Raw genomic sequence first — 24,876 nt, 5'->3', positions numbered from 1 at the left:
GCCTCGGGCGTAAAATTACATTCGAGGCTTTTTATTTATGCAAGAAAAGTTGTATACTTGTATAAGGATTTCCAACCAACGAGTTTGGGGTGGGCCATATGAAAAAAATTGGAATTATCGTGAACAAAGGAAAACCAGAAGCGCGCATTGTCGCAAGAGAGCTGCTCTATTTAATTGAGGTCAGGGGCGCACGCGTTTTCTTGGATGAGAATATTGCGTCGGATCTTGGACGTTCCGACTTGGGAGCATCCATTGAAGAAATAGGCAGAGAAGCCGATCTGGTCTGCGTTTTAGGCGGCGATGGGACCCTTCTCGGAATTGCTCGTCAGCTCGCAGGTAGATCAATTCCGATTTTTGGGATTAATTTAGGAACTCTCGGTTTTTTATCAGAAGCCGAACCGGAGCACCTGCCGCATGCTGTGGATAATTTGCTCTCTGGGAAGTACGATATAGAAGAGCGCGCGATGCTGGAGGCGTCCCTGGTCCGTAAAGGCTCGACTTTGGGAACGTATACAGCGATGAATGACATCGGAATTGCAAAAGGCTCTTTTTGTCGCATCATTCAGTGCGCGGTATATCTGGATGACGCCTACGTTGCTACTTTTAGCGGTGATGGTGTAATCGTGTCAACACCGACTGGCTCGACTGCGTATTCGTTGTCAGCAGGCGGTCCGATTGTAGCACCGAATGTGGACATGCTATTACTGACGCCTGTTGCTCCGCATTCGTTAACAGCACGTCCGATGGTCTTGTCCAGCGATCAGGTGATTCGCGTGGAGGTAGATGCGATTCATCAGGAGATGGGCTTATCGATTGATGGACAGTTTGGCTATCGACTTGAGGGTGGCGACCATATTTACATCAAAAAGTCTCCATTTGTTACTCCTTTAATTAGGTGGAAAAAAGGTGGCTTTTTCGAGGCAATTCGAACGAAATTACAAGGGGAATGGGAGTAATCCATATGAACAAAGGGCAACGACATATCCGAATTCGGGACATCATCAGTAATCAAGAGGTCGAGACTCAGGATGAGCTGGTGGAGCGTCTGCGTGGAGCAGGATTTAACGTAACCCAGGCAACGGTATCCCGAGACATCAAGGAATTGCATCTGGTTAAGGTGCCACTTCCTGATGGTCGATATAAGTATTCAATGCCTGCTGAACAAAAGTTCAATCCGTTACAAAAGCTGAGACGCATGCTGGTTGATTCGTATATCAGTATTGATCAAGCTGACCATTTTATCGTATTGAAGACACTCTCAGGACACGCGAATGCGGTTGCCGAGCTGATTGACAATCTCCCATGGGAAGAAATTATGGGAACGATCAGTGGCGACAATACGATCCTGATTATTTGTCGTTCCAAAGAAAATACACATGAAGTGACCAAACGCTTTATGGAAATGCTGTAAAGGTGGTCGCTTGCGATGCTAGTAGAACTCTCTATCCGAAATTTTGCCATCATTAAAGAAGTGACCGTTTCTTTTCAAAAAGGCTTGAATATACTGACGGGGGAAACAGGAGCCGGAAAATCAATCATCATCGATGCGTTGGGCCTGTTGCTCGGAGGACGCGCTTCTGCCGACTTCGTTCGCTATGGGGAATCCCGTGCGGAAGTGGAAGGACTGTTTGAGCTGCCTGCGGGACACCCTGCCCTGGCTGTTTGTACCAATGTAGGCGTGCAGATCGAGCAGGATGGCATGCTGGTGGTGCGCAGGGACATTTCTAATCAGGGGAAGAGCATTATTCGCTTAAACGGGCAGCTGGTGACGCTGGCGATGCTGCGCGAGCTAGGACCTTGGCTGGTGACCGTTCATGGGCAGCATGATACGCATATGCTGATGCAGTCCGACAAGCATATCAACTGGCTGGACGCATACGGCGAAGCGGCATTGGGTTCTGCCAAGCACGAGTACACTCAGCTGTACTCGGCTTTTCGCAAAACGAAGCAGGATTTGGAACGGATGGCACGCAATGAACGGGAACTGGTGCAGCGAATTGATCTTCTGGCGTATCAGTTAAACGAGATCGAATCAGCGGCACTGACGCCCGGCGAGGATGAAAAGCTGCTTGCTCAGCGCAAGAAGTGGATGAACATTGAAAAGGTTTACTCCACGATGCAGGATGCCTATCGCTCCCTGCACGGAGATCAAAAGGGCATGGACTGGCTCGGACATGCTATGGGTGATTTGGAGCGGATTGTCGGCTATGAAGAGCAGCTAGCCCCGATCCTTGAAACCGTGCAAACAGCGTATTATCAGATTGAGGATGTCGTGCATCAATTGCGACAGCTCTCCTATCAGATGGACTTCGAGCCGGCGCAATTAGCCGAAGTGGAGAGTAGACTGGACCAGATTCAATTCTTGAAACGCAAGTACGGGAAAAGTGTGGACGATATTTTGGAATACGCCGCTACCATTCAGGATGAGCTGGATGACATGCATCATTATGAAGACCGGCTTCAGCAGATTGAGAAGCGTCTGACGGAGCTTGCTGCTGACTTGGCTGTTGAAGCTTTGGAATTGTCCGTGATTCGCCAGGAGTGTGCAGGCAAGCTGACACAGGAGATCGAGCAGCAGCTAAAGGAATTACATATGGAGCGTGCCCGTTTTGCCATCGATGTACGTCAAACGCCAGACGAAGACGGTGTCGAAATTGATGGAATCAAACGGCAAGTCGATGCCAACGGAATGGACCAGATCGAATTCCTTATCTCGCCGAATCCGGGTGAACCGTTGCGTCCGCTAGCGAAAATCGCTTCAGGCGGTGAGCTGTCACGTGTGATGCTGGCGATAAAGACGATTTTGGCAGGTACGGATCAGGTCGAAACACTGATCTTTGACGAGGTTGACACAGGAGTGAGCGGCAGAGCGGCTCAGGCCATTGCCGAAAAGCTAGCTCGCGTAGCTGGACGCAGGCAAGTGCTGTGCATTACTCACTTGCCGCAGGTCGCCTCGATGGCGGATGCTCATTTTCTGATCAAGAAAGAAATGAGTGAGTACGAGACGAAGACGATCGTGAGCAGATTATCGGAGGATGATCGTGTTACCGAGCTGGCTCGAATGCTGAGCGGGGCGGAAGTAACGGCTAAAACAGAAGAACATGCACGCGAGATGATACTCCTCGGTCGTGAGAGAAAGACTGTCAACTAATCCAGGTTGACAGTTTTTTTTCTGTCAAGCAAAAAGCATCCCAAGTGGTTATTTTCCTGACATAATCCGTTGATCGGCAGGCAACATTATAAGTACACAAGGTGGAGGTGTCTTTTAGGTGTAGGTAGGGAACGGTAGGAGTGATTGCTGGTGATCCGACAAAACAAAAGAAAATGGATGGGAAGTCTCGTTCTCCTCATCACGGCGCTTGTCGTGAGTTCCACCCCGTTCCGCGATCTGTCATCCTTTCCTCGAGAATTGCGAATCATGGAAGGGTCCCTCGAACAGTTGCGCGTCTCCATGCCAGTCATGGGCACTCTGATCAACAGCAATCCCGACATCTTACACGTCAATGGGACAGAGGCACGTGAGGTATCCGTTGATTTAAGTAAGCCCATGTCCGTTGAGCCGCGTCGAGCCGGTGAAGCCAATTTACAGGTAAAGTGGCGAAACATTCCGCTGACAGCTGTCAAAGTTAACGTATTGCCGGATTTGCGATTGTACCCAGGTGGACAATCAATCGGGGTGAAGCTGCAAACGGCAGGTGTCCTCGTTGTTGGTCACCATTTGGTGGACAACGGGACTTCCAAATTCTCTCCTGGAGAGCAAGCTGGCATTCATGCAGGCGACATGATCATTAAAATGAATGATCTATACATCAATGACATGAATGATGTAAAAAAGCTCATTAATGAGGCAGGAAAGAAGAACAGTCCCGTTCAACTGCTCGTCGTACGTGGTAAGGAAAAGCTGAATCTAACTTTGAAGCCAACCAAGGATAAAAAGGACAATGAGTTTCGCATGGGCTTGTACATCCGCGACTCAGCAGCGGGTGTCGGGACGCTTACTTTTTATGATCCTGGCTCCAAAGCATACGGAGCGCTGGGGCATGTCATTTCAGATGTAGATACTGGACAAGCCATTGTAGTTGGAGATGGTCAGATCGTACAGGCGAGTGTTACATCGATTGAAAAAGGGCAGAGTGGGAATCCAGGAGAGAAGTTTGCTCGCTTTTACAATGAGAGCGAAGTACTCGGGAACATCACCAAGAATACTCCCTTTGGTATCTTTGGCAAGATGAAGGACGAGCCTAAACGTAGCTACTACAATCAACCGCTGCCGATTGCACTTGCGGAGCAGGTCGAGGAAGGTCCTGCAAAGATTTTGACCGTAGTAAATGGGCAGAAGGTGGAAGAGTTCGATATCGAAATCATGAATGTGATCAAGCAGCATTTTCCTGCTACAAAAGGACTGATTATCAAAGTAACCGATAGTCGTCTCTTAGAAAAAACAGGCGGTATTGTACAAGGAATGAGCGGTAGTCCTATCATTCAAAAAGGGAAGATCGTCGGTGCAGTTACCCATGTGTTTGTAAACGATCCAACGTCTGGCTATGGCTGTTACATCGAATGGATGCTGCAGGATGCAGGAATCAATGTCCGGAATGCACCTCAGTCCGAGTCCAAAGCTAAGCCGGATAAGGCTGCCTGAATACGACGGGCCGTCACGCATGTAAGCGAGGCGGCTTTTTCCATTTTCTTGTCCATTTTGCCGAATGTAGTATGAAAGAAGGTATTCTTTGTCGAAATATCACTTAAATCATTCAATCTTTCGTCATTAGCAGGAATGGATATGCGTTTGTCGAATTATTTTTGTAGTGAAAAGATGGGATGGACTTATCCTTTTAGAAATTTTCAACCTCTAGATTGCCACCTTCTTTCCAAAAGACCGTCCATTTGTTAGGAGGAACGACTTTGAGCAAGATTGAAGTGTTGTTGGCAGATGATAACCGAGAATTTGTAAACCTGTTAGAAGAGTACATCAGCAGCCAGTATGACATGAATGTAGTAGGTGTGGCATACAACGGTAACGAAGTAGTACGCTTGTTGCAGGATCGGGTACCTGACGTCCTGATTCTTGACATCATCATGCCACATTTAGATGGCTTGGCTGTTTTGGAGCAAATCCAGGCGATGCGTCTGAGCCCACAGCCGAAAATTATTATGCTTACTGCCTTTGGACAGGAAGAAATCACGAAAAAAGCAGTCGAGCTTGGTGCAGCTTATTACATTCTTAAGCCGTTTGACATGGAAGTTCTGGCTCAGCGCATCCGTCAAATCATTACGACCAAGCCGGCCTCATCCTTCGTTTCTTCCGTTAAGCCTCAATCCACTCTGCAAATCAGAGGGCGCAATCTCGATGCGAGCATTACCAGCATCATCCATGAAATTGGAGTTCCTGCGCACATTAAAGGTTATTTGTATTTGCGTGAAGCGATTACGATGGTATACAACGACGTGGAGCTACTCGGTTCCATTACAAAGGTGCTGTATCCGGACATTGCCAAAAAGTTCAACACCACCGCAAGCCGCGTAGAGCGCGCTATACGCCACGCTATCGAGGTAGCATGGTCTCGTGGTAATCTTGACTCCATCTCCAGCTTGTTTGGCTACACCATCTCCAACACCAAGGCGAAGCCGACCAACTCCGAGTTTATCGCCATGGTGGCGGACAAGCTGCGGATTGAGGCGAAGATTAGCTGAGAGTGAGTAGGACAAGGGTTTGAACGTGTCAAGGGCTATTGCAAGGATGGCTATAAATATCTGAAATAGGCCATTTTGAGCCGATAAATATCGAAGTGACAAGCAAACAAATTCCACTTGTTTATTGGTCTTCTCAGAAGCCGATAAAGGAGTGGTATTTTTTATGACCGACATTTAATTTCACCAGCGTTATGCGAACGTACATGTAATATTTGGTATAATTGGAATGAGTAAATATCGTATATAACTTACCTGTGTTTGGCTCAAGAAGGTAAACCAAAGTCTAATTTCATTCAGAAGTGAGTGGTGTCAGTGCAAGAAGTAACAGTTGAAAAGAAAAGGAAATTTAACAGTTTCTGCCTAACTGGTTTTTATTCAGCAATTGTTTCATTCTTTATTTATGATATCGGTTTTATATTTTTGATTGGATTAATTGTGAGTATTATAGGTTTGATTCGATATAGAAAAGATTTACATAAGGGAAGATGGCAAGGCGTTATTGGCGGATGATATTTTTTTAATCAAGCAAAGAATAGATTCAACGTATTCCAGATAATAAGTATTCGGAATTTAGTCCAAAAGAGCACAACTTTTATTTGATGCGAAATAATGGAGAACTAGTTTTATCTAGAAGATTAGTTGACTCAGCACTTTTTACCAATTTAGATAATGACCAATGGGGTTACAAATGGCACAGCGATTTAGGTGTACACGCTAAATCGAGACAAGAAAGAAGACATATTAGAGAAAATACAAGATGTGAATAATCTTATAAGAAGATTTTGATTCTGAAAATGGAGTAATTAGGATTCTTAGACTATTTGCAGTCGGATTTAGCATCATGGCGGGCTTCTACTCAAGCCTGTTAGTTATCGGAGATTCTTCAAGGGCCATTGAAGGCTCAATCTTCTGGTACTGGTCATTCAATACTTTGGACCAATCGGTTAAAAGATGGTTTTTTTAAAAGTCAAAAAGAAGGTGGTTATTATGGAAAGATGGGAGTATAAAACAATCAAGTTTCAAACAAGAGGATTCCTTGGAGGAAAGTTGGATACTGAAGAATTTGAGTTGACGTTAAATAAAATGGGCAATGAGGGATGGGAACTAATTTCTTGTTTTGATACTAGTCAGTCTCAAGGAACTACTAGAGATGTTCTTACAGTATTTAAAAGAAAGAAGTAATGAAATGAAGATATGAAAAAATCTACGTTAATGGGGGAATGATGATCTTAAAGAAATATCAGCCTTCATGCGTTTTCTGTAATAGCGTAGATAGAACTGTTTATTTCAAAGGTAAGTTGGTTTGTTCAACCTGAGTTACTGACAGTAAATCGACTATAGATGGAAATGAATAATTGATTTTAGAGAGGTACATTTATGGAAAATCTAATTGATAAATGTCCAAAGTGTGGGTGTACAGAAATAGGCAGAGGTAGGCAGGCAGGACACGCTATAGTAGCACCGTTTGAAAAGTTCTTTGGTCTTGGATCAGTTCTAATCCACCGAATTTGTACGAATTGTGGTTATGTTCTTGAAAGTTACGTAGAAAAGCCTTCCAGATTTAAAGAATAAAACGGTGATTTGATTGGATTGGATTGGACTGAGAGGTGCTCATGCTTAACAAAACATAACTTGTGAATCACTGCCCTGTAAACCAAGCATATAGAACAATCAACGAAATTGTTCCAAAGAAAAATAGTAAGAAAACCGACCAAAGTGACAAAGGTTCTTTCTTCAAGGAAAATCAACTCCGACCATATTGGTTTGGTGAATTTTACCACGGATAAGAGAGGGAGGCAACGGTATGCAAGCAGGACGTGAGTTGGACAAGCGTGATTCGGTAGTGGACATGGCAATGTGTGAGGCTGCTACTCCTGGGCCATGGAGCCCGAAGCAGATGAAGATGAGGGACTTGTAATCTGGAAAAAAGATGCGGAGCATCCGGGAAGATCAGAATGTGTTATTGTTCTGAAACCCGATTGCCATTATGAAGAAGCAGATATCACTTTATTACGGAAGCCCGCGAAGCGTTACCGTACTGGATTCAGCGAGCAAAGGCTGCGGAGGCAACGTTGCGTTGGTACGCGGATCAGAATAATTACAGCATACGCCATCTCGGTTGCGCACCCAAAGTAATGGCTGACCGGGGGAAACAGGCTCACGACATACTGAAAGAATTAGGGTTTATTTAACAAAAGAGAAATTGTGAGAAATGAGGTGATTGCAATTGATTGAAGACAAAGGGCTCAAAATGGTACTCGAGTGTGTAGACTGCAATCATCGCCAGCCAGGCTGGTCCGGCAGGGACGGGTACACTTGCGAGAAGTGTGGAAGCTACGTCAATTCAATTGGTTGGTGGGATGACATAATGGCAGAGGATTTCATCCAGAAGGAGGAAATTTTAGGTAAGAAGGGAGAGGGAAAATGATGAATGCTGCCAAAACATTGCGCTATTTGATCAGATAGCATACGAAATGGAACAAGAAAAGGTATGTCGGATTCCTTTTTGATGAATTTATCAGATGGAGAAGAGAATACTGCTGACTTGTTAAGGGAGAAGAAATGCAGCGAGATTTCATAAAGTTTTGTAATGATTACTCAAAAGAAAAGTGCCCTACCTATTGTGAGGTAGGACACTTTCGAAAATACCTAGTGGAGACAGGCACCTAATTTACTGCTATTTTTACCGTTAAATCAGAGCCGCCGCTCAATACAGCTCCCTTAATGGTTATCGTTCCTTCGCCTGAATTTCGGACGATATTGCCGTTCACACTAACTAAGATTACCTCAGTATCGCTTACCGATTGGGCACCACTTACTACTAAACCTGAAAAGTCTCCACCAAATACGACATTATTCCAATTAAAACCTTTGAAAGTGTCTCCATCGAGGCTTAAGGTTATATTCCCCCAATAGAAACCTTCGGTTACAGCTGTTGGGTCACTCATTAAAGTTCCTACTAAAACTTCTTCAACTTTATAAGTTGTGCCATTCGTTAGTCCTATGATCTCCATTCCCGATAGTGCTGCTTTTGTAGTAGCATCTGAAGTCAACTCACCATTCGCTAGTGTATACAATACAGTTGCAGATCCTGTTGGATCTACAGTCACCTTGTAGATTGTGCCAGCTGTTAATCCTGTAATCTTTGTATTTTCAGCTGTACCTAGAGATCCTGGCGTGAGTATTACGGTTGTTACGCTATTCTCGACTTATCTCCTTCTCTGTTGGAAGGTTTTCATTCGAGCCTACACCGTACGGGCGCCTTTCAGCGCATACGGCGTTCCATCAACGGATAAAAAGAATTCCTTTCGAGATAATTTTACAATGGGCATCTTCAATATATCATCATGCAATAAACAAAGAATAAACAAACCGGAATTGAGGAGGCACTACCGCCCTAGTAGTATCCTTTCATGTGGAACTGTATTTATCCCTCCATCTTATTTGGTCGCTAATCCGTGCTGAAAAAGACCTTGCTCAGCGAAGCCTTTTGTATGGATTGTCGCTGGAAGGCATTTAACACAATATTTCATGTGTCTAGTAGCAAATCCAAGTATAAAATCGGAGATGAAAAATACGTATTGAAGCAAGGCGACAGTATTTATTTTGATAGCACCAAGCCCCATGCATTTCGAAATCCCGGAAAAGATACCGCAGTTGCCATCTGGACGGGAACGCCTTGGGGACCGGTGGATGAAAGCTAATGTGTAATATGGAAGACCATGATGGAAATGTGTATGGACCCCTCGTGATAATGAGGAAAGCCTGTCTGAAAGGATAGGCTTTCCGTTGTCGGTCTGGAGGGTTTTTAGTTGCCACGAAAGACGGATTCCTAGGCACAGAAATGAAATATCGTTATTATTAGGAGGGATAATTCGAGTATGGAATTATTATTTGGAGTTTTATTGATTGCTGGACTCCTGAGCATATATGACGCCCTTAGAAAACTAAACTCTAATATCGTCACGCAAATTGATCAGAACAATAAGATAATTGAACTTCTAGATGACTTGAAGAAAAAGTAAATCAAATTGGCATTTGATTCGGAATTAAATTCGAGATAGGTTATGAGGGGAATATAGTCAATGAGATTAAGGATATTTTCGATGCCAATAATTATCGGAGTCATGATCATACTTTTGGCTTCTATAATAGGATGCTCTAAGACCAGCGAAAAATCACCACCATCTAATGGAATTGAACGCCTAGTCAATATACAAGAAAGTTTAGATGATTTGGATTTAGGTGGCGGCCTACCTTTGGGAACATTAAAAGAAGAAGTATTTAATAGACTTAACAAAACTGAGGCAGACCTAGTTAATAATGTTTATCTTAAAGGTGATAATGGTTTTGGTTATAGAATTTCAAAAGGGTCAAAGGTGATTGAATCACCAGAACCAGAAAAATATCAAATTACTCTTATTGTCTCAGGCATTGAACCAGTTACTAAAGAAGAGATAGTATCCGTCTTTGGTGAAGATTACGAGTCTAAAACTATTGATAAAAGTGTTATGTTGGCATATAGATACAAAAAGTCTGATAAGAAAAATCTTTTACTAATATTTGAGGAAAGTCAAGGAAGTGGCTATTTTTCATCATCTTCCTTACAGTTCGAGCCCATATGGGAGAATCGGACAGTCAAAAGAAATAAAGTGGGGATTTGATTAAAAGTTTTTGGGGGCTGTCATGGAATTTGAAGGTGTAGACTGGACAGAACTATCGATCTACTTTGAAGTTGTTGAACAAGATTATGAAGGTGGTCAGGATGAGAAAGTTTTACTTTTGACTAAGGAATTCCTCCAGCCTGTATTAATGTCAGATAGAGAAACAGAAGTTGCTTATGGAATAAGGCAATTTTTAACGAAGTTATATAACAACTCCATAGAATAGAAACACAATCCCCCAATTTGGAAAGGGCTGCTTGAAGTAAATGATGATTTTACGTTAATTAAATACACTATGCTTTTATTAGAACATATGTGGTATTAAGGAAATCATATGAAATGTTAATTTGATCAAATGAGGAGATGCGTTAATGAATTACATAATTTTTGATTTAGAGGCTACGTGCTGGGAGAACGATAGGAAAAGACAGAATGAAATAATTGAAATTGGAGCAGTTAAACTTGATAAGAAATTAAAGATAGTTGGAGAGTTTCAGACATTTATTAAGCCACTACGAAATCCTGTGCTATCTGATTTCTGCAAGAACCTAACGTCCATTTCACAGGCAGATGTTGATAACGCACCAAGCTTTGGGAATGCAATCGATGACTTTAAAAATTGGATTGGCAATGACTATTGGTTATGTTCATGGGGGTTTTACGATAAAAATCAATTGAAGATGGATTGTGAATTACATAATAAACCTACACACTGGTTAAGTAATCACATAAGCATTAAGCATCAACATGGCAAGATGATCGAAAGAGAGCGCGGTGTTGGAATGGAACGAGCATTAAATATGCTTAAGATACCTCTTGATGGGACTCATCATCGTGGAATTGATGACGCTAGGAACATCTCTAAAATCTTTGTTAAGATTTTTGATAAGTTGGAGTTTTAATCAATGAGGGTTTAAGTAAGTATCGAATCAACTTAATACCGCTTCCCTTCTCCTCGAGAAAACTCCCTTACAAATCCATACTTTCTAACCGGTAAATCAGGAAAAACAATTGCAACCTCACCGATGTACAGTCCAGGAACCACAGATTTAGTTTCAACTTCATGTGGTATCTCAAGGGCATTCAATACTCATAAGTAAATACGCCGGAAATACGGAAGCTAGTGTAACTGCCTTGTTAGGGGAACCTGTTGCTTCGGAAAGCGGAGAATGGACGTCATTATCTACAGAAGAGAAAACACCATACGTTCTCCATACCTATAAAATGTCGTATGGATCAGTCAGTATCATGTTTATCGAAGGGATTGCAACGAGGATAGAAGCGAAACCAGTGGAGGCTATCAAATATCCAGACAATGCGATCATCGCGATGCGTGCAGTTGGAATGATTGTAAAGGACGGCACGAAACCGGTAAAGGAGAATCCAAAATATATAGATTTCGGTAGTATCGATGGATATTACAATGTTCAAGTAGGAAAAAGTTCGGGTGGGGATCCAGCTACTGTCGGATATGTACAGATTGTTACGGAAAGCCGATTTAAATAGGCGGGTGTTAGAAAGCTGATCCTGATATGGGGGACAGCTTTTTTGATAGTGAAGCGAATCGACTAGCTGAAAACGGTAGTGTCCAAAATATGGGTTTTCCCGTATTACTTGAAGAGAGACAAGTAACGAAATTACAAAAATTGATAGAAATTTGAGGTCGTTTTGGATAAAAAGTTTAAACAGTAAATTACACGAACTCACTCATTTCATAAATGAACTATGTGAGAAGCAGCATACTGCCGAGATTAGTGTGTCTATTACCTATGAGAACAAAATCATTTACGCAAAAGGATTTGGTTATTCCCAATTAGGAAGTACACCAAAAAAGATTACACCTGATACGATGATGAGTATTCAAAGCATATCAAAAAAGTAACGGAAGAATGGAGGAAAGGAAGCGAGGATCGAAGCTATGGGTTGGCTTGGTTTGTCGATACGTATAAGGGATTTGATACGATTGAGCATGGCAGAGGTCAATTAGCAGTCCGTTCGCTGGTAGCAATGATCCCCAGTAAAAAGCTGGTGTTGCCGTACTGCTTAATTTTAACAGTGATGTGCATCATACAATCAGTCGTAAAGTATTTGATATTGTACTGGAGCTTTGAGAAAAGCACGAGATGGCTGGAGGTTTTGGGGCACAAGAAAACCCCTTGATAAACAAGGGGTCTCATTCAACCATTTCTATCTTATTCCTGCTTCGCTTCCAAAACAGAGCTTCCTCGCATCAGTACGCTTTTTCCCAGACGAGAACGGTAAAATCCCCGTTCGAGAAGTCCAAAGAGTGAACCACTTGTCCAGTAAAGCCCCAGGGCAACGGGGGCCTTCCAGAGAATCATCAGAAAAACGACGACCATAACAAGCGAGCTTAGCATCCTAGTAACTATCGAGCTGTCTGTGGCCATTTCCGCAGTCAACGGGATCATACTCGTTACAAAAGTAAGTCCAGCAGCTAGTGCCGGCAGGAGATGCCACGGGTCAAACTGAGCAAAGGAAGCCACCCATGGGATAAAGGAGGACGACATTTGCGCGCCATGTGTAAAAAACAAGCCGTACATTGCCATGAAAATCGGCATTTGCACGATTGCTGTAGAAAACATGGAAAAAGGCTTGACCCCAGCTTTTTTATAAAGATTCATGGTTTCTTCCATTAGCTTCGTTTGGTCTGATTTATATTGTTCCTGAAGCAGCTTCAGTTCAGGGCGTATGACTCCTTGCAGTACAGTTTGGCGAGCTGTTCGCAAGCTTAACGGGAAAAGTAGCCCTCTGACGAACAAAGTAAAAAGTACGATGGCGATCCCCCAATCCTGCGCGAATTGGAAGAAAACCTGAAGCAGTGACGCTAAAATATCAATAACCGGTTGAACAAATGAGTACATTCATAATTCCTCCTTGTATTCGTGCTACTCACGAGCAATACAAGAAGGAGAGCGGCTCTACGCCATCCAGAGAACAGCTATATTCCTTTGGTGGAGCTTTGCGCCGGACAAACAGAATTCTCGGTCTGCGGCTCAAACGTACAGCGCCGTTATCGTGGTTTTGACAATCCAGTTCGTACGGCAAAGGCACTCGAAGTACAAAGGGTGCTGCAGGTCCGCTAAACAGGTGAGCGACTAAATAACCTGACAACCCCAGTGCCAGCAGCAATAGCGACATATCCAAGGAAAATTCCATCGCTTCACCTCCGATTGACCAATTGGACACTATCATGATAAAGATACCACAAATACTCGTTCTCTTCCTACCCATATTCAGAATAGAACTGAGATTGCGGACGCTAAGACAAGCGTTTGTGTTGCACCGTTGGCATGCACAGTCAAAGAATAGAGAGAAGAGGGAGTGAAGTACATGTTCGCCAATTTTTTCGAGTTTGGAGAAAAAACAGCAAAGGAAATTATTCGGATGCTATTTTTCGTTGGAATGGTTCCGATTGCTTTTTATGCAATTGTCATTGGCAGAATTGCCGCACTGGCCTTCCTAACAGAGAGATGGGTGCCGTCAAGTTACGGGATGTACACGTCAGTAATGGAAACAAACTACTTACTTGGCTTCCTGACAGCTGTGATTGTTTTTATCGTGGGGATCATTTTGTGGAAGCTTATTTGTGAATTGATTCTATTAATCTTCAGAAGCTTAGAAGTATACATACAAAAGAACAGCAATCCAGAATAGGAGGGCAGGATGTGGAGAAATTCCCTATTATCGTATTGATTATCGGATCACTCATTACACTTTTCTCTGTGAAATATCCGCGATACCGCAATCTAACCCTCATCGGGTCGGGCGCTCTGCCCTGCGTTTTGTATAGTATACAACCAGGCTTTTGGTGGCTTTGTCTACTTCTGCTAATCGTTACGTACTTCGCAGAATTTTGGAAAATAAGAAAAGGCAGAGCATAATTCGATTTGTGAAAGATCGGTTATCCCAATAAAAACGCAGGCTTAATCTCAGCGAAATTACCTGCCAAGCTAGCGAGTGGCTGCAAAGCATCGATATCGATTTTAAACTCGCCTGCGTATACGAGTGGGTTGATATGAACGCATTTTACGATACCCAGGACAAGATGATCTGTTCCGACGGGGATAATCCGATCCAGTGTAAGCTCAAAGGCTATAGGAGCTTCACGCACAGCAGGAACTACGCTCGTTTGACTGAGTCGTGGCGTCACACCTGCGAGCTCAAATTCATTGCAATGCCACTCGACGCTAGCTAAATGGAGCCAAATTTAAGATTCCATCCTTGCTCATTGACGATACCCAAGCAATTGGTCTTGGAACTACAGAGCCAATCATGAGCTTGTACATATCATTTTCACTGACGTCACCGGTGTAAAATGTGAGAGCATCTGGCGCAGGCATACGATTCATCCTTTCTACTGTTTGGGGACTGTTATGATGCAACACTCAACAGTATAATCGGTTGAAAAGCAAAAGATAGTACGCACTAATTCGTGAGATACTTACGGAAAGGAGAGTAACACCAAATGAGTTCAGAACAGCTGAGTGATACACAACAGACGGAGAAAAAATTCGCTCCTTTTGACTATACGCTCTCGATTATCGGTGGAAAATGGAAAATGAAAATCATGTACCAGCTGGCGAGCAGCGAAATTCTACGGTATGGAGACCTCAAAAAGCGAATCCCTGAGATTACTCATAAGATGCTGAGTGCACAATTAAGTGAATGAGAGCAAAGTGGAGTTCTCAAACGAGAAGAGTATCCACAAATCCCGCCAAAAGTAGAATATTCCCTGACGCCGAGAGGGAAAACACTCATGCCAATCTTAGAGGAAATGTGCAAATGGGGCATACACAATCAATAGAATTGAAAGAAATAGTGCCGCGTTCGCTTGTAGGATTGAGATAAGGATGTAAAATAGAAAAGAAAATACTCTGAGTGAGGCAGGTGTTGCGAATTGCGTAATTTAGATGAAATTCTCGCATTCAATCGTGAATTTGTAGCGAATCAGGAGTATGAAAAATATCAGACGACAAAATTTCCAGACAAGCGGCTTGTCGTGCTCTCATGTATGGATACACGATTAGAAGAACTGCTACCGAAAGCCATGAACATGCGAAATGGAGATATCAAGCACGTGAAAAGTGCAGGAGCAATCGTATCCCACCCGTTTGGTAGTATTATGCGCAGTATCATGGTTGCAATTTATGAATTGAACGCAGAGGAAGTAATGGTTGTTGGACACTATGACTGCGGGATGAGTGCACTTGATAGCAAGAAGACCATGGCAAAAATGACGGAAAAAGGGGTCAATGCAGAGACTTTGTCTACCCTGCAGCATGCAGGTATTAATCTGAATAAATGGCTTCGTGGCTTTGATTGTGTAGATGACAGTGTAAAAAGCAGTGTCGAGACCATTAAAAATCATCCGCTACTCCCACCGAGTGTCGCTGTTCACGGATTGCTGATTGATCCAGCAACCGGCAGGCTGGATGTCGTAGTCAATGGCTATGATTATCTGGAAGCTCGTGGCTAATCCACACTATCAACCGATCACACGCAAGTCCTTTTTGCGCAAAGTCATACGAATCGTAGGGGGACTGGTCGGTCTGGGGATAGGAGCGGGTGTATATGGCTATGCCTGGGAGCGGGATGCGCTGCAAGTAGAGCGTCTATCGGTCACGTTGTCTGGTTTGCCAAAGAGCTTCACAGGAACCAAGCTGGTCCATTTCAGCGATGTTCATCTGGGACATTTTTTGGAGCTACAAGATCTACAACGACTTGTGGATCGGATCATGGCTGAACAACCAGATATGATCTGCTTTACAGGTGACTTGGTGGATGAAGATACGCGAGTCCTGGCACTAGCAGTCCCCATTCTTAGTCAGCTACAAGCTCCCCTTGGTAAATACGCAGTGCTGGGAAATCATGATTACCGGGCAAGAGAGCAGATGGCTGTACGTAATGCTTGGGCGGCTTCCGGTTTTGAGGTATTGGACAATCGGAATGTGCCTGTTACCAAAAATGATGAAAAGCTTTATATCGCTGGAGTAGATGATGTACTCCATGGCGCCCCTAACATGCGGCAAGCCCTGACTGCTATTCCAGAGGGACAGACAGTGATCTTGCTCGCACATGAGCCGGATTTTGCTGATGAGGCTGCCAATCATCCTGTACAGCTGCAATTGTCAGGACACAGCCATGGTGGTCAGGTCAGGCTGCCCTTAATTGGACACCTGCTGACACCAAAGCTGGCTCGTAAATACGTACAGGGCATGTATCGTGTAGGCAATCATTCTATGCAGGTTTATACAAACAGAGGAATAGGAACAACCATTTTGCCGGTTCGGTTTTTTTGCCGGCCGGAGTTAACGGTACTAACCTTACTTTAATAAGATTCTTTCATCCATTGGACGAATTGCTGAAAAGCTTCGTCCTCTTTTTTTGGATGTAAATATGCAATTAACGTGGGGCGCTGCAGTTGGCCGTGAGCAATATCGTGTGCGACAAGTCTACCTTCGGATAATTCGTGTTGGATCGTCCTCTCCGGCAGCATGGTGATTCCAAGTTGGCGTTCGACCATTTTCTTTACGGCACTAAAGCTGTCCAGCTCCATGATCGCATTCGGGAACACGCCATGCTGAGCGAGAAAGCGGTCAATTCTTTGGCGGTACGGTGCTGTATGATTGCCAAACAAAATCATTTCCTCGGTTCCCCATTTTGAAAAACCAGGAAAGTCGTTTACCCATGGATGCTCGGGTGCCATGACTAACAAGATGCGGTCACTTGGCAAAAACTCTTGATGAATATGGGGATGGTACATCTCGCTCCCAAGAAAGGCGATGTCCGCGGTACCCGTCAGGAGTGCACTAAGGGATTCCTCGTACAGTGTTGAGCGGACGTAACAGGTAAAACCGGGATTAGCCTGACGATATTCGCCGATTAATCGCGGCAGCTCGTAGGCGACAAAAGCTTTGCCAGCTACGATATTCATTGACTGTGGCTGTTCTTTTTGTTGTGTAAATGACCGCATCTGCTCAACGATAGTAGCAGCGATTGGCAAAAGACGCCTGCCTTCGCCTGTAAGACTGACACCAGAAGCTGTACGTACAAATAATGGGGTACCCACTCGTCTCTCCAGTTGCTTGAGGCGATGGGTTAACGTAGATTGCGCGAGAAACAATGCTTGTGCTGCACGATTAATGGAGCCATGCCGTGCGATCGTTAAAAATACCTCAAGACTTTCTTGATCCATGCTAAACAACCCCCTATCGAAAAAGTTGATATCTAGTTAACTGTATTCTATAACAAAGAAGGGAATGTGTGGAATAAAATAATGGCAGGAGGTGGTCCTCTTGCAAAAGAAGGATGAAATCAAGCAAGCCGTTCAACAGCAATTTGGAAAGAATGCCGAAAACTATGTTCATAGTCAGAACCACGCAAAAGGAAGTGACTTAGGATTACTCGTGGAATGGCTACAGCCTAAAAAAGACTGGACTATCCTGGATATCGCTACTGGCGGAGGACATGTCGCGAGGACTTTGGCTCCGCATGTCGACTTAGTGATTGCTGCTGATTTAACTCGTGAGATGCTAGAGGCTGCGTCTCGTGCTAACCGTCAGGCAAATGCAGAAAATATGATATATGTACAAGCTGATGCTGAAGCGCTGCCTTTTTTGGATGAATCGGTAGATGTGATCACGTGCCGAATTGCTGCACACCATTTCCCTGATCCGAATGCTTTTGTGCGAGAGGTCAGTCGCGTTTTACGTCCAGGGGGAGCTTTCCTCTTTATTGATAATGTCGCACCTGAGGATATTGAATTAGCTGCTTTCATCAACCATGTGGAGAAGATGCGCGACCGTAGTCACGTACGTTGTTTATCCGTAAATGAATGGAGGACGCTACATGAGGCAAACGGATTGACAGAAAGCAAGCAGCGTCTGCGCAAAAAGAAATTTGAATTCGAGCCATGGGTGAAACGGCTGTCAGAATCACTGGCACAAGAAGAGGCAATCGAGCGCTATCTGTTAGAAGCCACAGATGCCCAGCAAGCCTATCTTGAAATGAAAATCGAACAGGGCAGAGTCCTCACTCATCAAATCGACGAGTGGATGGTACTGTGCTACAAAAATGGAGGTCAAGCAGATGGCAATTAAAAAGCATGAATGGGTCGGTTTGGATCATGTACAACTCGCAGCTCCCCCAGGGGCAGAAGATGCGGCACGGCGGTTTTTTGTTGACCTACTCGGAATGACAGAGGTTCCTAAACCAGTAAAGCTGCTTGTTCGTGGTGGCGTCTGGTTTCAGTGTGGAGCCCAGTTTATCCATATTGGAATTGAGTCGGCATTTGCACCAGCCAAAAAAGCACATCCCGCTTTTGTCGTCCGAAACATCGAGTCGCTTATGGAGCACCTGCAGCAAAATGACGTACCGATCCGCATCGATGACGAAATTCCCCATTTGATTCGCTTTTTTACAGAAGATCCATTCGGAAACAGACTTGAGTTTATGGAGGCGAAGTAGCTATGGGAATCGACTTTCATGCTCCCAAAAATCAGCAAAGCTATACAGGACGCACCGTGGACGATTCATGGTTTCAACTGATAAAGACTCTAGTAAATCCGTCTGGGAAACGGATTGTGGACATAGGCTCTGGAGGGGGAGTGTATTCACAGGCATGGTCTAGCATGGGGGCTTTGAAAGTAATCGGAGTCGATTTTTCACAGGTTATGCTCGAAGCGGCACGTGAACAATGTAAGGAAGACCATGCGATTACGTTTGTTCAGGGAGATGCACTAGCAACCGGTCTTGAACAGGCTAGCGCCGATATCGTTTTTGCCCGCGCGCTCATCCATCATTTGCAGGACATGGATGCTTTTTTTGCAGAGGCCCAGAGAGTGCTTGTGCCAGGGGGCATTTGCCTAATCCAGGATCGTACCGTGGATGATGTCCTTATGCCTGCATCGCCTACTCATCTGCGGGGTTACTTTTTTGAAAAATTTCCGCGGTTGATCAATAGTGAGCAGGGGAGACGACCAGCAGATGACCTCGTTCATGCGTCCATGAAGCGAGCAGGACTTATCTCCAAAGAGACGATCAAGCTCTGGGAGGTCAGACGCGAATACAAGGATTGGCCTGTGCTAGAGGCAGATCTGTTGGCACGAAAAGGTCGCTCGATTCTTCATGAGCTGCAGGATGATGAACTGCAAGAGCTTACTTCCCACATCAAAGACAAACTGCAGGGCCACGAACCAATCGTAGAACAGGACTGCTGGAGCATTTGGTACGGGGAAAAACCGCTAGAAAAGAAATAGGATGCATTTGTATTGCTTGTTTTAGGGTGCAGTTGTATTCTGGGGTTGTATCATCTGCTGCTTCCAGATCAATAAAAAGTGGAGGTTAAAGCCTGTGGATTTGCTCACCCTATCTCAATCATACGATGAAAAAAAGGTGTCTCCTGTAGAGATTGTTCAGCAAACCTTGAACAAGATCCAACAGGAAAATCCTGCCTGCAATGCGTTTATTACCGTTTGCGAAGATGAGGCGCTTACAGCTGCCAGACAAGCAGAAAAGGAAATCATGGCTGGCCATAGGCGGGGCCCATTACATGGAGTTCCAATTGCGATCAAAGATCTGATTTTTACAAAAAATATCCGTACCACCATGGGGTCCAAGGTCTATCAAAATTTTGTACCCGATCTCGATGCAACCGTAGTACAGAAATGTTTAGAGGCAGGCGCCATCCTGATTGGAAAAACAAACACGCATGAATTTGCATACGGTCCGATTGGGGACAGATCGTATTTTGGACCTTCCCGTAATCCTTATGACTTGGAAAAGATCACAGGGGGGTCGAGTGGCGGTTCTGGTGCTGCGATGGCTGCCAATCTGGCCTACGCTGCATTAGGGACGGACACTGGCGGCTCAATTCGCATTCCTGCCTCTGCATGCGGTATTGTAGGGATGAAGCCGACATTTGGTCTTGTGAGTAAATACGGCGTGTTTGATCTCGCCTATACACTCGATCATGTCGGACCGATGACGAAAACGGTCAAGGATAATGCAGCGCTGTTAAATCTTCTCGTAGGGCACGATGAAAAAGATCCGTATTCCTTTGCGAAGGCAAGGGAAGACTACTCCCGTCTTATCGGTGAGAGTGTGCGGGGGAGAGTCATCGGATTGCCTAGCTTTTTCTTTCAGAATATTGAGGAAGAGGTCAGAAAAGCGGTTGATCGAGTGATTGATGTGTACCGTAGCCTCGGTGCAGAAATACGGGAGGTTGCTGTAAAAGGCATTGATGAAATTGCAGAAGGTCAACGGATTACGATTCAAGCAGAAGCGTATGCCGTGCATGAAAAAACGATGAGGGATCACGCAGATGATCTGGACCCTGAAGTGCGTGAACGATTGGTCATGAGTAAAGAGGTGCGTGGTTACGAGTACGTGCAGGTGCAGCAGCGCAGGAAGCACCTGATTGATCAATTCAATGAGAGCTTTCAGGATGTCGATGTGTTGCTCACACCTACCCTGCCAATTATCCCGACAAATATTAACCAGCGTGAAGTACTGATCGGAAATCATGCAGAAGGCGTGCGACAAGCTCTGCTTCGACTGACATCCCCTACCAACTTTACTGGAAATCCAGGCTTGTCGATTCCATGCGGATTCTCACATGGAGGGCTACCAATCGGTTTTCAGTTGATTGGAAAGCATCGAGATGAGGCGCAATTGTATCAATTTGGATTTGTTTACGAACAGGCGACCAGCATGAACATTGATGTGGCAGGGAATAATGCAGGGGAATAGTCCTATTGCACAATTGTGAAATCGTTTGTCACAAATTTGGATATGCTTGTTTCGTAATAGCCAAAGCTATATAATGGAATTGCCATTGTATTCCGGTATGCGTCATCTTGGTAAAGGAGTGTCGTAGTTTATGAAGATCATTTTGTTTGATTTCCTGATGTTTGTCTTCACATTCTTTATTGCTTGGGGCTGTGTTAACTCGGTCAAAGCAAAGAACAAGTTTGCTATCGGGTTTGGTCTTGTATCCCTGGCAGTATTCCTGTTCGCTGATGGTTTGATCATCTATTACATAACCAAGGGCGCGTAGTTATGAACTAAAGAGTGTAGCGAAGAGAGGTTGTGCATGATTGCACAGCCTCTTTTTCATTTTTTGGCGCATGATCAAGGAAATTTTTAGCATACTAGGGATGGAGGTGGAACAGGTGAGTAAGAGAAAGCTTCCTGCTGCTACAACTTGCACGGCAGTCATTGCAGCAGACCGCATGACCAAGCAGTTGTGCAAACGTCTCCACTCCCAGCAAATTGCACTGATTGACCATCCCGATGTGGATGAGATGGCAGCCTTGTCTTTATTGGACTCGGGAGTAAGGATCGTAATTAATCTATCTTCGTTTATGACGGGACACTATCCGGCCGAAGGGGCTCGACTTCTGCTTGATGCGGGGGTGTCCCTATTTGAAATACATCCGTCTGCAAAGGAAAAAAATTTGATCGAGCTTCTGGATGGTCAGTATACGACAATTCACGAGAGCAAGCTTTTCTTGCACACTGAAAATGGGTGGCAATTCAAGTGTGACTTACAAAAGGTATCTGCTTCCCTGATTGCTCTCAAACGGCTGGAAGCACAGGATAAACTGGATGATACCCTCTCCTTGTTTATTGACAACACGCTCTCGTATGCCAGTCAGGAAAAGGCGCTTTTTTTGAAGCCCCTGCGCCCCCTTCCCTTACGGACGCGAATGGCAAATCGTCATGTCGTTGTTGTAGCCCGTGGCAAGCATTACAAGGAAGATCTGCATACACTTGCCTCCTATATTCGCGAATGTAGACCGATACTCATCGGTGTGGACGGAGGCGCTGATGCGCTGCTGCAATATGGATACGCACCCGACTTGATTATTGGGGATATGGATAGTGTTTCTGACAAAGCCTTGCTATGCGGGGCAGAGGTTGTTGTTCATGCGTTCGTTGATGGGAGTGCTCCAGGGGAAGAACGGGTATCCCAGCTGGGGATTCACTGTCATCTCTTGCCTGCGCCCGGAACAAGTGAAGATGTTGCGATGCTTTTGGCATTTGAACAACAAGCGCAGCTTATCGTTACGATTGGGGCACATACCAATATGATCGATTTTCTGGAAAAAGGCAGAAAAGGCATGGCAAGCACACTATTGGTTCGAACCAAAATCGGCACGAAGCTGGTTGACGCCAAAGGTGTTAGTCAACTGTATCAGCCGAGCTCGTCCTGGCGAATGTGGGGGCTATGCATCGGAGCCATGCTTCTTCCTGTTACATCAGCGATTTTGATCAATCCGGTTGCACGTCACGCTGCGCAAATGCTTTGGACACAGTGGCGGACCTGGGCATTTTAAGGAGGACGCTGTCGCTATGATTCATTTTCGTTATCATTTGATCTCGTTAGCTGCTGTCTTCATTGCGCTTGGAGTGGGAATTTTGCTCGGAGGAACAGCAGGACATAACTGGTTTTCCTGGGGTGAAAAAGAAGTTCTGGCGAATATGTCGGCCAAATATGACCGCGCATTGAAAAGCAATCAAGAATTAAAGCAGCAAATGAATCGGCTGCACGTAGAGGTAGAGCGGAACAAGGAAGAGGTTGTCCATCTCATGGCACTTCGCTATGCCCATGAGTTGAAAGGAAGCAAGGTCTATGTATGGCAGGACAAGGAAGGATCATTGGAACGAATAACGCGATTGCTCCAGTCGGTAGGAGTTGAGGTAGCAGCTTTGCAGGAGGAAAGGCTACCAACAGATGGTCTGCTGCTCATCTATGCGGACAAGCATCCAGAGTGGCTTTTCGGGCGGGAGGACAACACTCACGTATTACTCGTCAAGCAAGAGCCAGACTCGGTAGCCAAGCAGTGGGCACTTTTAGAAAGCGTCCAAAAATTGCTCGCAGAAACGAGGGGTGTGCGTGAAAAAGGTTAGTGTCGTCATTCCGGCTTACAACGAAGAAGCTTCCATCGGCTTGACGCTGCGGGCGATTCGAGAACGTATCCTTTGTCAGGAGCTGATCGTTGTGGATGATGGGAGCATAGATGATACCGCACAGCTCGCCAGACAGTGGGCGGATCTTGTCATTTCCACACCGCAAAACAGAGGAAAGGGTGCGGCGCTGCAAACGGGCTGGCAACATGCGAGTGGGGATGTCGTGATGCTTTTAGACGGTGATCTTCGCGAGAGTGCGGCTGAGGCAGCACATTTATTGTCCCCGGTGATTGCGGGTGCGTGTGACATGTCCGTTGCTGTTTTGCCTCCTCCACGACAAAAAGCAGGACTGGGCTTGGCGAAGGGCTTGGCTCATCATGGGATACGCATACTTACAGGCTTTGAAGCACGAGCACCGTTGTCAGGCCAACGTGCTTTTCGGCGTGAGGTGCTTCAGCGTTTAGGCAAGCTGGATAAAGGATTTGGGGTAGAAGTGGGCCTGACTGTAGATGCCATTCGGGCTGGTTATCGTGTGCTGGAGGTACCTATCCGGTTTTTCCATCGCGAGACAGGAAATGATTGGTCAGGCTATTGTCATCGAGGAAAAGAGTTTGTAGCGATCGGACGGACACTTTGTCACAAATGGTGGGAGGGACAAGGATGGAGACAAAATGGATGATAGGGATTGCGGTGAGTATCGGTCTTCCTATTCTGCTGCATCTAGCTCTTCTGGAACACGTGACAAAAAAGCTTAAAGACATGGGAATGCAAAGAGTGAATTACAGAGGAGCAGAAGTTCTGACAGCGGGTGGAATCATGGTCGTGGCTTCCTCCACACTGACCATGGGAGCCTTGCTGCTGTGCATGCAGGTAAGCGGTATAGCCCCATCAAGCCTGAATCATGGATTGCTGCTGATGGCAGGCATGATCACCCTGGCGGTATGGGGTTGGCAGGATGACCGAGCGACAGACGAGCCTGCAAAAGGCTTTCGAGGACATCTAGGAGCACTTTGGCGGGAGCGCAAAGTGACGAGCGGCTTGTGGAAGGCGTGGGGAGGAGGGAGCACTGCCCTGCTCATTTCTTTGGCATTCGCAGGTACAGTTTGGACCTGGCTCTTGGCGGTTTGTTTACTTGCCATCACCCCCAACGTCCTGAATCTATTTGACATGAGGCCTGCACGTGCCTTGAAAGTTTTTTGGCTGCTGCTAGTCATCGTAGGAGTAGCTGCCTATTATTTTCCGGCGCATAATTCGTCGACTCTGGACTGGGTTTGGTTCTTGCCTGTACTTACTTCATCCATTTTACTATTTCGCCATGATGCGAGCGGCAAGATCATGCTTGGTGATACTGGCGCGAATTCCTTGGGCTTCGTGATTGGTTATGCTTTTGTTACGCACACATCTGTACAGGTGCAGCTTTTGATCCTCGTGTTTTTTATTGGCCTGCACGTGATGGCAGAGTTTATGTCTTTTACACAGCTAATCGAAAGAATTTCATGGTTAAAACGGATGGATGGCTGGGGAAGGTCAGCAGAATCGGAGTAAGAAGAAAACGAATAAAGAAGAGCCAGGCTGAATGTCTGGC

29 protein-coding genes and 1 pseudogene are annotated in these 24,876 nt (G+C 45.1%); 25 read left to right on the top strand and 5 right to left on the bottom strand.

Annotation, left to right across the window (positions count from 1 at the left end):
* Nucleotides 1-98 precede the first annotated feature (98 nt).
* From SB752_RS05345 to SB752_RS05315, 7 genes are all read left to right on the top strand, one after another.
* Nucleotides 99-956 carry an NAD(+)/NADH kinase gene (locus SB752_RS05345; protein ID WP_410714666.1) on the top strand — a complete coding sequence of 286 codons (858 nt, stop codon included), beginning with the start codon at nucleotides 99-101 and terminating at the stop codon, nucleotides 954-956.
* Nucleotides 957-961: 5 nt separating this feature from the next.
* Entirely contained in the window at nucleotides 962-1,411 is a 450-nt protein-coding gene (gene ahrC / locus SB752_RS05340) for a transcriptional regulator AhrC/ArgR (protein ID WP_103105365.1), read from the top strand.
* A 15-nt stretch (nucleotides 1,412-1,426) separates the two neighbouring features.
* Nucleotides 1,427-3,151, top strand: a complete 1,725-nt coding sequence (recN, locus tag SB752_RS05335; RefSeq protein WP_410714665.1) for a DNA repair protein RecN — start codon at nucleotides 1,427-1,429, stop codon at nucleotides 3,149-3,151.
* Nucleotides 3,152-3,301: 150 nt separating this feature from the next.
* Entirely contained in the window at nucleotides 3,302-4,642 is a 1,341-nt protein-coding gene (gene spoIVB, locus SB752_RS05330; RefSeq protein ID WP_410714664.1) for a SpoIVB peptidase, read from the top strand.
* A gap of 263 nt (nucleotides 4,643-4,905) precedes the next feature.
* Nucleotides 4,906-5,694 (top strand): sporulation transcription factor Spo0A, encoded by a 789-nt coding sequence (gene spo0A, locus SB752_RS05325; protein WP_410714663.1) that lies wholly within the window; start codon nucleotides 4,906-4,908, stop codon nucleotides 5,692-5,694.
* A 312-nt stretch (nucleotides 5,695-6,006) separates the two neighbouring features.
* Nucleotides 6,007-6,204 (top strand): hypothetical protein, encoded by a 198-nt coding sequence (locus tag SB752_RS05320; RefSeq protein ID WP_410714662.1) that lies wholly within the window; start codon nucleotides 6,007-6,009, stop codon nucleotides 6,202-6,204.
* Between the two features lie 477 nt (nucleotides 6,205-6,681).
* Nucleotides 6,682-6,876 (top strand): DUF4177 domain-containing protein, encoded by a 195-nt coding sequence (locus SB752_RS05315; protein ID WP_213023146.1) that lies wholly within the window; start codon nucleotides 6,682-6,684, stop codon nucleotides 6,874-6,876.
* A gap of 1,484 nt (nucleotides 6,877-8,360) precedes the next feature.
* Here SB752_RS05315 and SB752_RS05310 read toward each other — a convergent pair.
* The gene (locus SB752_RS05310; RefSeq protein WP_410714661.1) at nucleotides 8,361-8,804 is read right to left on the bottom strand and encodes a hypothetical protein; all 444 of its coding nucleotides are present in this window, start codon (nucleotides 8,802-8,804) and stop codon (nucleotides 8,361-8,363) included.
* A gap of 348 nt (nucleotides 8,805-9,152) precedes the next feature.
* Here SB752_RS05310 and SB752_RS05305 point away from each other — a divergent pair, with 348 nt between their 5' ends.
* From SB752_RS05305 to SB752_RS05285, 5 genes are all read left to right on the top strand, one after another.
* Nucleotides 9,153-9,398 carry a cupin domain-containing protein gene (locus tag SB752_RS05305; protein ID WP_410714660.1) on the top strand — a complete coding sequence of 82 codons (246 nt, stop codon included), beginning with the start codon at nucleotides 9,153-9,155 and terminating at the stop codon, nucleotides 9,396-9,398.
* A gap of 402 nt (nucleotides 9,399-9,800) precedes the next feature.
* The gene (locus tag SB752_RS05300) at nucleotides 9,801-10,358 is read left to right on the top strand and encodes a hypothetical protein (RefSeq protein ID WP_410714659.1); all 558 of its coding nucleotides are present in this window, start codon (nucleotides 9,801-9,803) and stop codon (nucleotides 10,356-10,358) included.
* Between the two features lie 22 nt (nucleotides 10,359-10,380).
* Nucleotides 10,381-10,584, top strand: a complete 204-nt coding sequence (locus tag SB752_RS05295) for a hypothetical protein (RefSeq protein WP_410714658.1) — start codon at nucleotides 10,381-10,383, stop codon at nucleotides 10,582-10,584.
* A gap of 145 nt (nucleotides 10,585-10,729) precedes the next feature.
* Complete coding sequence (locus SB752_RS05290; protein WP_410714657.1) at nucleotides 10,730-11,260, top strand: 3'-5' exonuclease; 531 nt, start codon at nucleotides 10,730-10,732, stop codon at nucleotides 11,258-11,260.
* Nucleotides 11,261-11,492: 232 nt separating this feature from the next.
* Nucleotides 11,493-11,864, top strand: coding sequence for a hypothetical protein (locus SB752_RS05285; protein WP_410714656.1), 372 nt, complete (start codon nucleotides 11,493-11,495; stop codon nucleotides 11,862-11,864).
* A gap of 686 nt (nucleotides 11,865-12,550) precedes the next feature.
* On the opposite strand, the gene SB752_RS05280 is transcribed toward SB752_RS05285, so the two are convergent.
* Both SB752_RS05280 and SB752_RS05275 read right to left on the bottom strand, forming a co-directional pair.
* Nucleotides 12,551-13,240 carry a YidC/Oxa1 family membrane protein insertase gene (locus tag SB752_RS05280; RefSeq protein WP_410714655.1) on the bottom strand — a complete coding sequence of 230 codons (690 nt, stop codon included), beginning with the start codon at nucleotides 13,238-13,240 and terminating at the stop codon, nucleotides 12,551-12,553.
* Nucleotides 13,241-13,268: 28 nt separating this feature from the next.
* Nucleotides 13,269-13,535 (bottom strand): hypothetical protein, encoded by a 267-nt coding sequence (locus tag SB752_RS05275; RefSeq protein WP_410714654.1) that lies wholly within the window; start codon nucleotides 13,533-13,535, stop codon nucleotides 13,269-13,271.
* A gap of 174 nt (nucleotides 13,536-13,709) precedes the next feature.
* On the opposite strand from SB752_RS05275, the gene SB752_RS05270 reads away from it, so the two are divergent.
* Nucleotides 13,710-14,033 (top strand): hypothetical protein, encoded by a 324-nt coding sequence (locus SB752_RS05270; RefSeq protein WP_410714653.1) that lies wholly within the window; start codon nucleotides 13,710-13,712, stop codon nucleotides 14,031-14,033.
* A 247-nt stretch (nucleotides 14,034-14,280) separates the two neighbouring features.
* On the opposite strand, the gene SB752_RS05265 is transcribed toward SB752_RS05270, so the two are convergent.
* Entirely contained in the window at nucleotides 14,281-14,529 is a 249-nt protein-coding gene (locus SB752_RS05265; protein ID WP_410714652.1) for a hypothetical protein, read from the bottom strand.
* A 315-nt stretch (nucleotides 14,530-14,844) separates the two neighbouring features.
* On the opposite strand from SB752_RS05265, the pseudogene SB752_RS05260 reads away from it, so the two are divergent.
* From SB752_RS05260 to SB752_RS05250, 3 genes and pseudogenes are all read left to right on the top strand, one after another.
* Nucleotides 14,845-15,183: pseudogene (locus SB752_RS05260) on the top strand (winged helix-turn-helix transcriptional regulator).
* A 93-nt stretch (nucleotides 15,184-15,276) separates the two neighbouring features.
* The gene (locus tag SB752_RS05255; protein ID WP_410714651.1) at nucleotides 15,277-15,855 is read left to right on the top strand and encodes a beta-class carbonic anhydrase; all 579 of its coding nucleotides are present in this window, start codon (nucleotides 15,277-15,279) and stop codon (nucleotides 15,853-15,855) included.
* The gene (locus SB752_RS05250; RefSeq protein WP_410714650.1) at nucleotides 15,824-16,711 is read left to right on the top strand and encodes a metallophosphoesterase; all 888 of its coding nucleotides are present in this window, start codon (nucleotides 15,824-15,826) and stop codon (nucleotides 16,709-16,711) included. The genes SB752_RS05255 and SB752_RS05250 overlap by 32 nt, the downstream gene beginning before the upstream one ends.
* On the opposite strand, the gene SB752_RS05245 is transcribed toward SB752_RS05250, so the two are convergent.
* On the bottom strand, nucleotides 16,708-17,574 hold the full coding sequence (locus SB752_RS05245) for a LysR family transcriptional regulator (protein WP_410714649.1): 867 nt from the start codon (nucleotides 17,572-17,574) through the stop codon (nucleotides 16,708-16,710). The genes SB752_RS05250 and SB752_RS05245 overlap by 4 nt on opposite strands.
* Nucleotides 17,575-17,674: 100 nt before the next feature.
* Between SB752_RS05245 and SB752_RS05240 the strand changes: the two genes are divergently transcribed.
* The 9 genes from SB752_RS05240 (at nucleotide 17,675) to SB752_RS05200 (ending at nucleotide 24,836) form a co-directional block, all read left to right on the top strand.
* A complete protein-coding gene (locus SB752_RS05240) occupies nucleotides 17,675-18,478 on the top strand; it encodes a class I SAM-dependent methyltransferase (protein ID WP_410714648.1) in 804 nt (267 codons plus the stop codon).
* Nucleotides 18,468-18,845 carry a VOC family protein gene (locus tag SB752_RS05235; RefSeq protein WP_410714647.1) on the top strand — a complete coding sequence of 126 codons (378 nt, stop codon included), beginning with the start codon at nucleotides 18,468-18,470 and terminating at the stop codon, nucleotides 18,843-18,845. The genes SB752_RS05240 and SB752_RS05235 overlap by 11 nt, the downstream gene beginning before the upstream one ends.
* A gap of 2 nt (nucleotides 18,846-18,847) precedes the next feature.
* A complete protein-coding gene (locus SB752_RS05230; RefSeq protein WP_410714646.1) occupies nucleotides 18,848-19,636 on the top strand; it encodes a class I SAM-dependent methyltransferase in 789 nt (262 codons plus the stop codon).
* A 94-nt stretch (nucleotides 19,637-19,730) separates the two neighbouring features.
* The gene (locus SB752_RS05225; protein ID WP_410714645.1) at nucleotides 19,731-21,128 is read left to right on the top strand and encodes an amidase; all 1,398 of its coding nucleotides are present in this window, start codon (nucleotides 19,731-19,733) and stop codon (nucleotides 21,126-21,128) included.
* Between the two features lie 130 nt (nucleotides 21,129-21,258).
* The gene (locus tag SB752_RS05220) at nucleotides 21,259-21,435 is read left to right on the top strand and encodes a DUF2759 family protein (protein WP_103105339.1); all 177 of its coding nucleotides are present in this window, start codon (nucleotides 21,259-21,261) and stop codon (nucleotides 21,433-21,435) included.
* Between the two features lie 115 nt (nucleotides 21,436-21,550).
* Entirely contained in the window at nucleotides 21,551-22,717 is a 1,167-nt protein-coding gene (gene steA, locus SB752_RS05215; protein ID WP_410714644.1) for a putative cytokinetic ring protein SteA, read from the top strand.
* 16 nt (nucleotides 22,718-22,733) lie between these two features.
* On the top strand, nucleotides 22,734-23,291 hold the full coding sequence (locus tag SB752_RS05210) for a copper transporter (protein ID WP_410714643.1): 558 nt from the start codon (nucleotides 22,734-22,736) through the stop codon (nucleotides 23,289-23,291).
* Nucleotides 23,278-23,970, top strand: coding sequence for a glycosyltransferase family 2 protein (locus SB752_RS05205; protein WP_410714642.1), 693 nt, complete (start codon nucleotides 23,278-23,280; stop codon nucleotides 23,968-23,970). The genes SB752_RS05210 and SB752_RS05205 overlap by 14 nt, the downstream gene beginning before the upstream one ends.
* Nucleotides 23,952-24,836: a UDP-N-acetylmuramyl pentapeptide phosphotransferase gene (locus tag SB752_RS05200; protein ID WP_410714641.1), complete on the top strand. Its 885-nt coding sequence runs from the start codon at nucleotides 23,952-23,954 to the stop codon at nucleotides 24,834-24,836. The genes SB752_RS05205 and SB752_RS05200 overlap by 19 nt, the downstream gene beginning before the upstream one ends.
* Nucleotides 24,837-24,876: the final 40 nt, after the last annotated feature.

The organism is Brevibacillus sp. SIMBA_040 (assembly GCF_046535075.1).
Classification (GTDB): Bacteria; Bacillota; Bacilli; order Brevibacillales; family Brevibacillaceae; genus Brevibacillus.
This window is presented reverse-complemented; position numbering and strand designations above follow the sequence as displayed.

Coding starts and splice junctions, on each gene's coding strand:
- SB752_RS05345 (WP_410714666.1), top strand. CDS start 99: ATGAAAAAAATTGGAATTATCGTGAACAAAGGAAAACCAGAAGCGCGC.
- ahrC (WP_103105365.1), top strand. CDS start 962: ATGAACAAAGGGCAACGACATATCCGAATTCGGGACATCATCAGTAAT.
- recN (WP_410714665.1), top strand. CDS start 1,427: ATGCTAGTAGAACTCTCTATCCGAAATTTTGCCATCATTAAAGAAGTG.
- SB752_RS05315 (WP_213023146.1), top strand. CDS start 6,682: ATGGAAAGATGGGAGTATAAAACAATCAAGTTTCAAACAAGAGGATTC.
- SB752_RS05300 (WP_410714659.1), top strand. CDS start 9,801: ATGCCAATAATTATCGGAGTCATGATCATACTTTTGGCTTCTATAATA.
- SB752_RS05295 (WP_410714658.1), top strand. CDS start 10,381: ATGGAATTTGAAGGTGTAGACTGGACAGAACTATCGATCTACTTTGAA.
- SB752_RS05290 (WP_410714657.1), top strand. CDS start 10,730: ATGAATTACATAATTTTTGATTTAGAGGCTACGTGCTGGGAGAACGAT.
- SB752_RS05280 (WP_410714655.1), bottom strand. CDS start 13,240: ATGTACTCATTTGTTCAACCGGTTATTGATATTTTAGCGTCACTGCTT.
- SB752_RS05275 (WP_410714654.1), bottom strand. CDS start 13,535: ATGGAATTTTCCTTGGATATGTCGCTATTGCTGCTGGCACTGGGGTTG.
- SB752_RS05270 (WP_410714653.1), top strand. CDS start 13,710: ATGTTCGCCAATTTTTTCGAGTTTGGAGAAAAAACAGCAAAGGAAATT.
- SB752_RS05250 (WP_410714650.1), top strand. CDS start 15,824: ATGGCTATGATTATCTGGAAGCTCGTGGCTAATCCACACTATCAACCG.
- SB752_RS05245 (WP_410714649.1), bottom strand. CDS start 17,574: ATGGATCAAGAAAGTCTTGAGGTATTTTTAACGATCGCACGGCATGGC.
- SB752_RS05235 (WP_410714647.1), top strand. CDS start 18,468: ATGGCAATTAAAAAGCATGAATGGGTCGGTTTGGATCATGTACAACTC.
- SB752_RS05230 (WP_410714646.1), top strand. CDS start 18,848: ATGGGAATCGACTTTCATGCTCCCAAAAATCAGCAAAGCTATACAGGA.
- SB752_RS05220 (WP_103105339.1), top strand. CDS start 21,259: ATGAAGATCATTTTGTTTGATTTCCTGATGTTTGTCTTCACATTCTTT.
- SB752_RS05210 (WP_410714643.1), top strand. CDS start 22,734: ATGATTCATTTTCGTTATCATTTGATCTCGTTAGCTGCTGTCTTCATT.
- SB752_RS05200 (WP_410714641.1), top strand. CDS start 23,952: ATGGAGACAAAATGGATGATAGGGATTGCGGTGAGTATCGGTCTTCCT.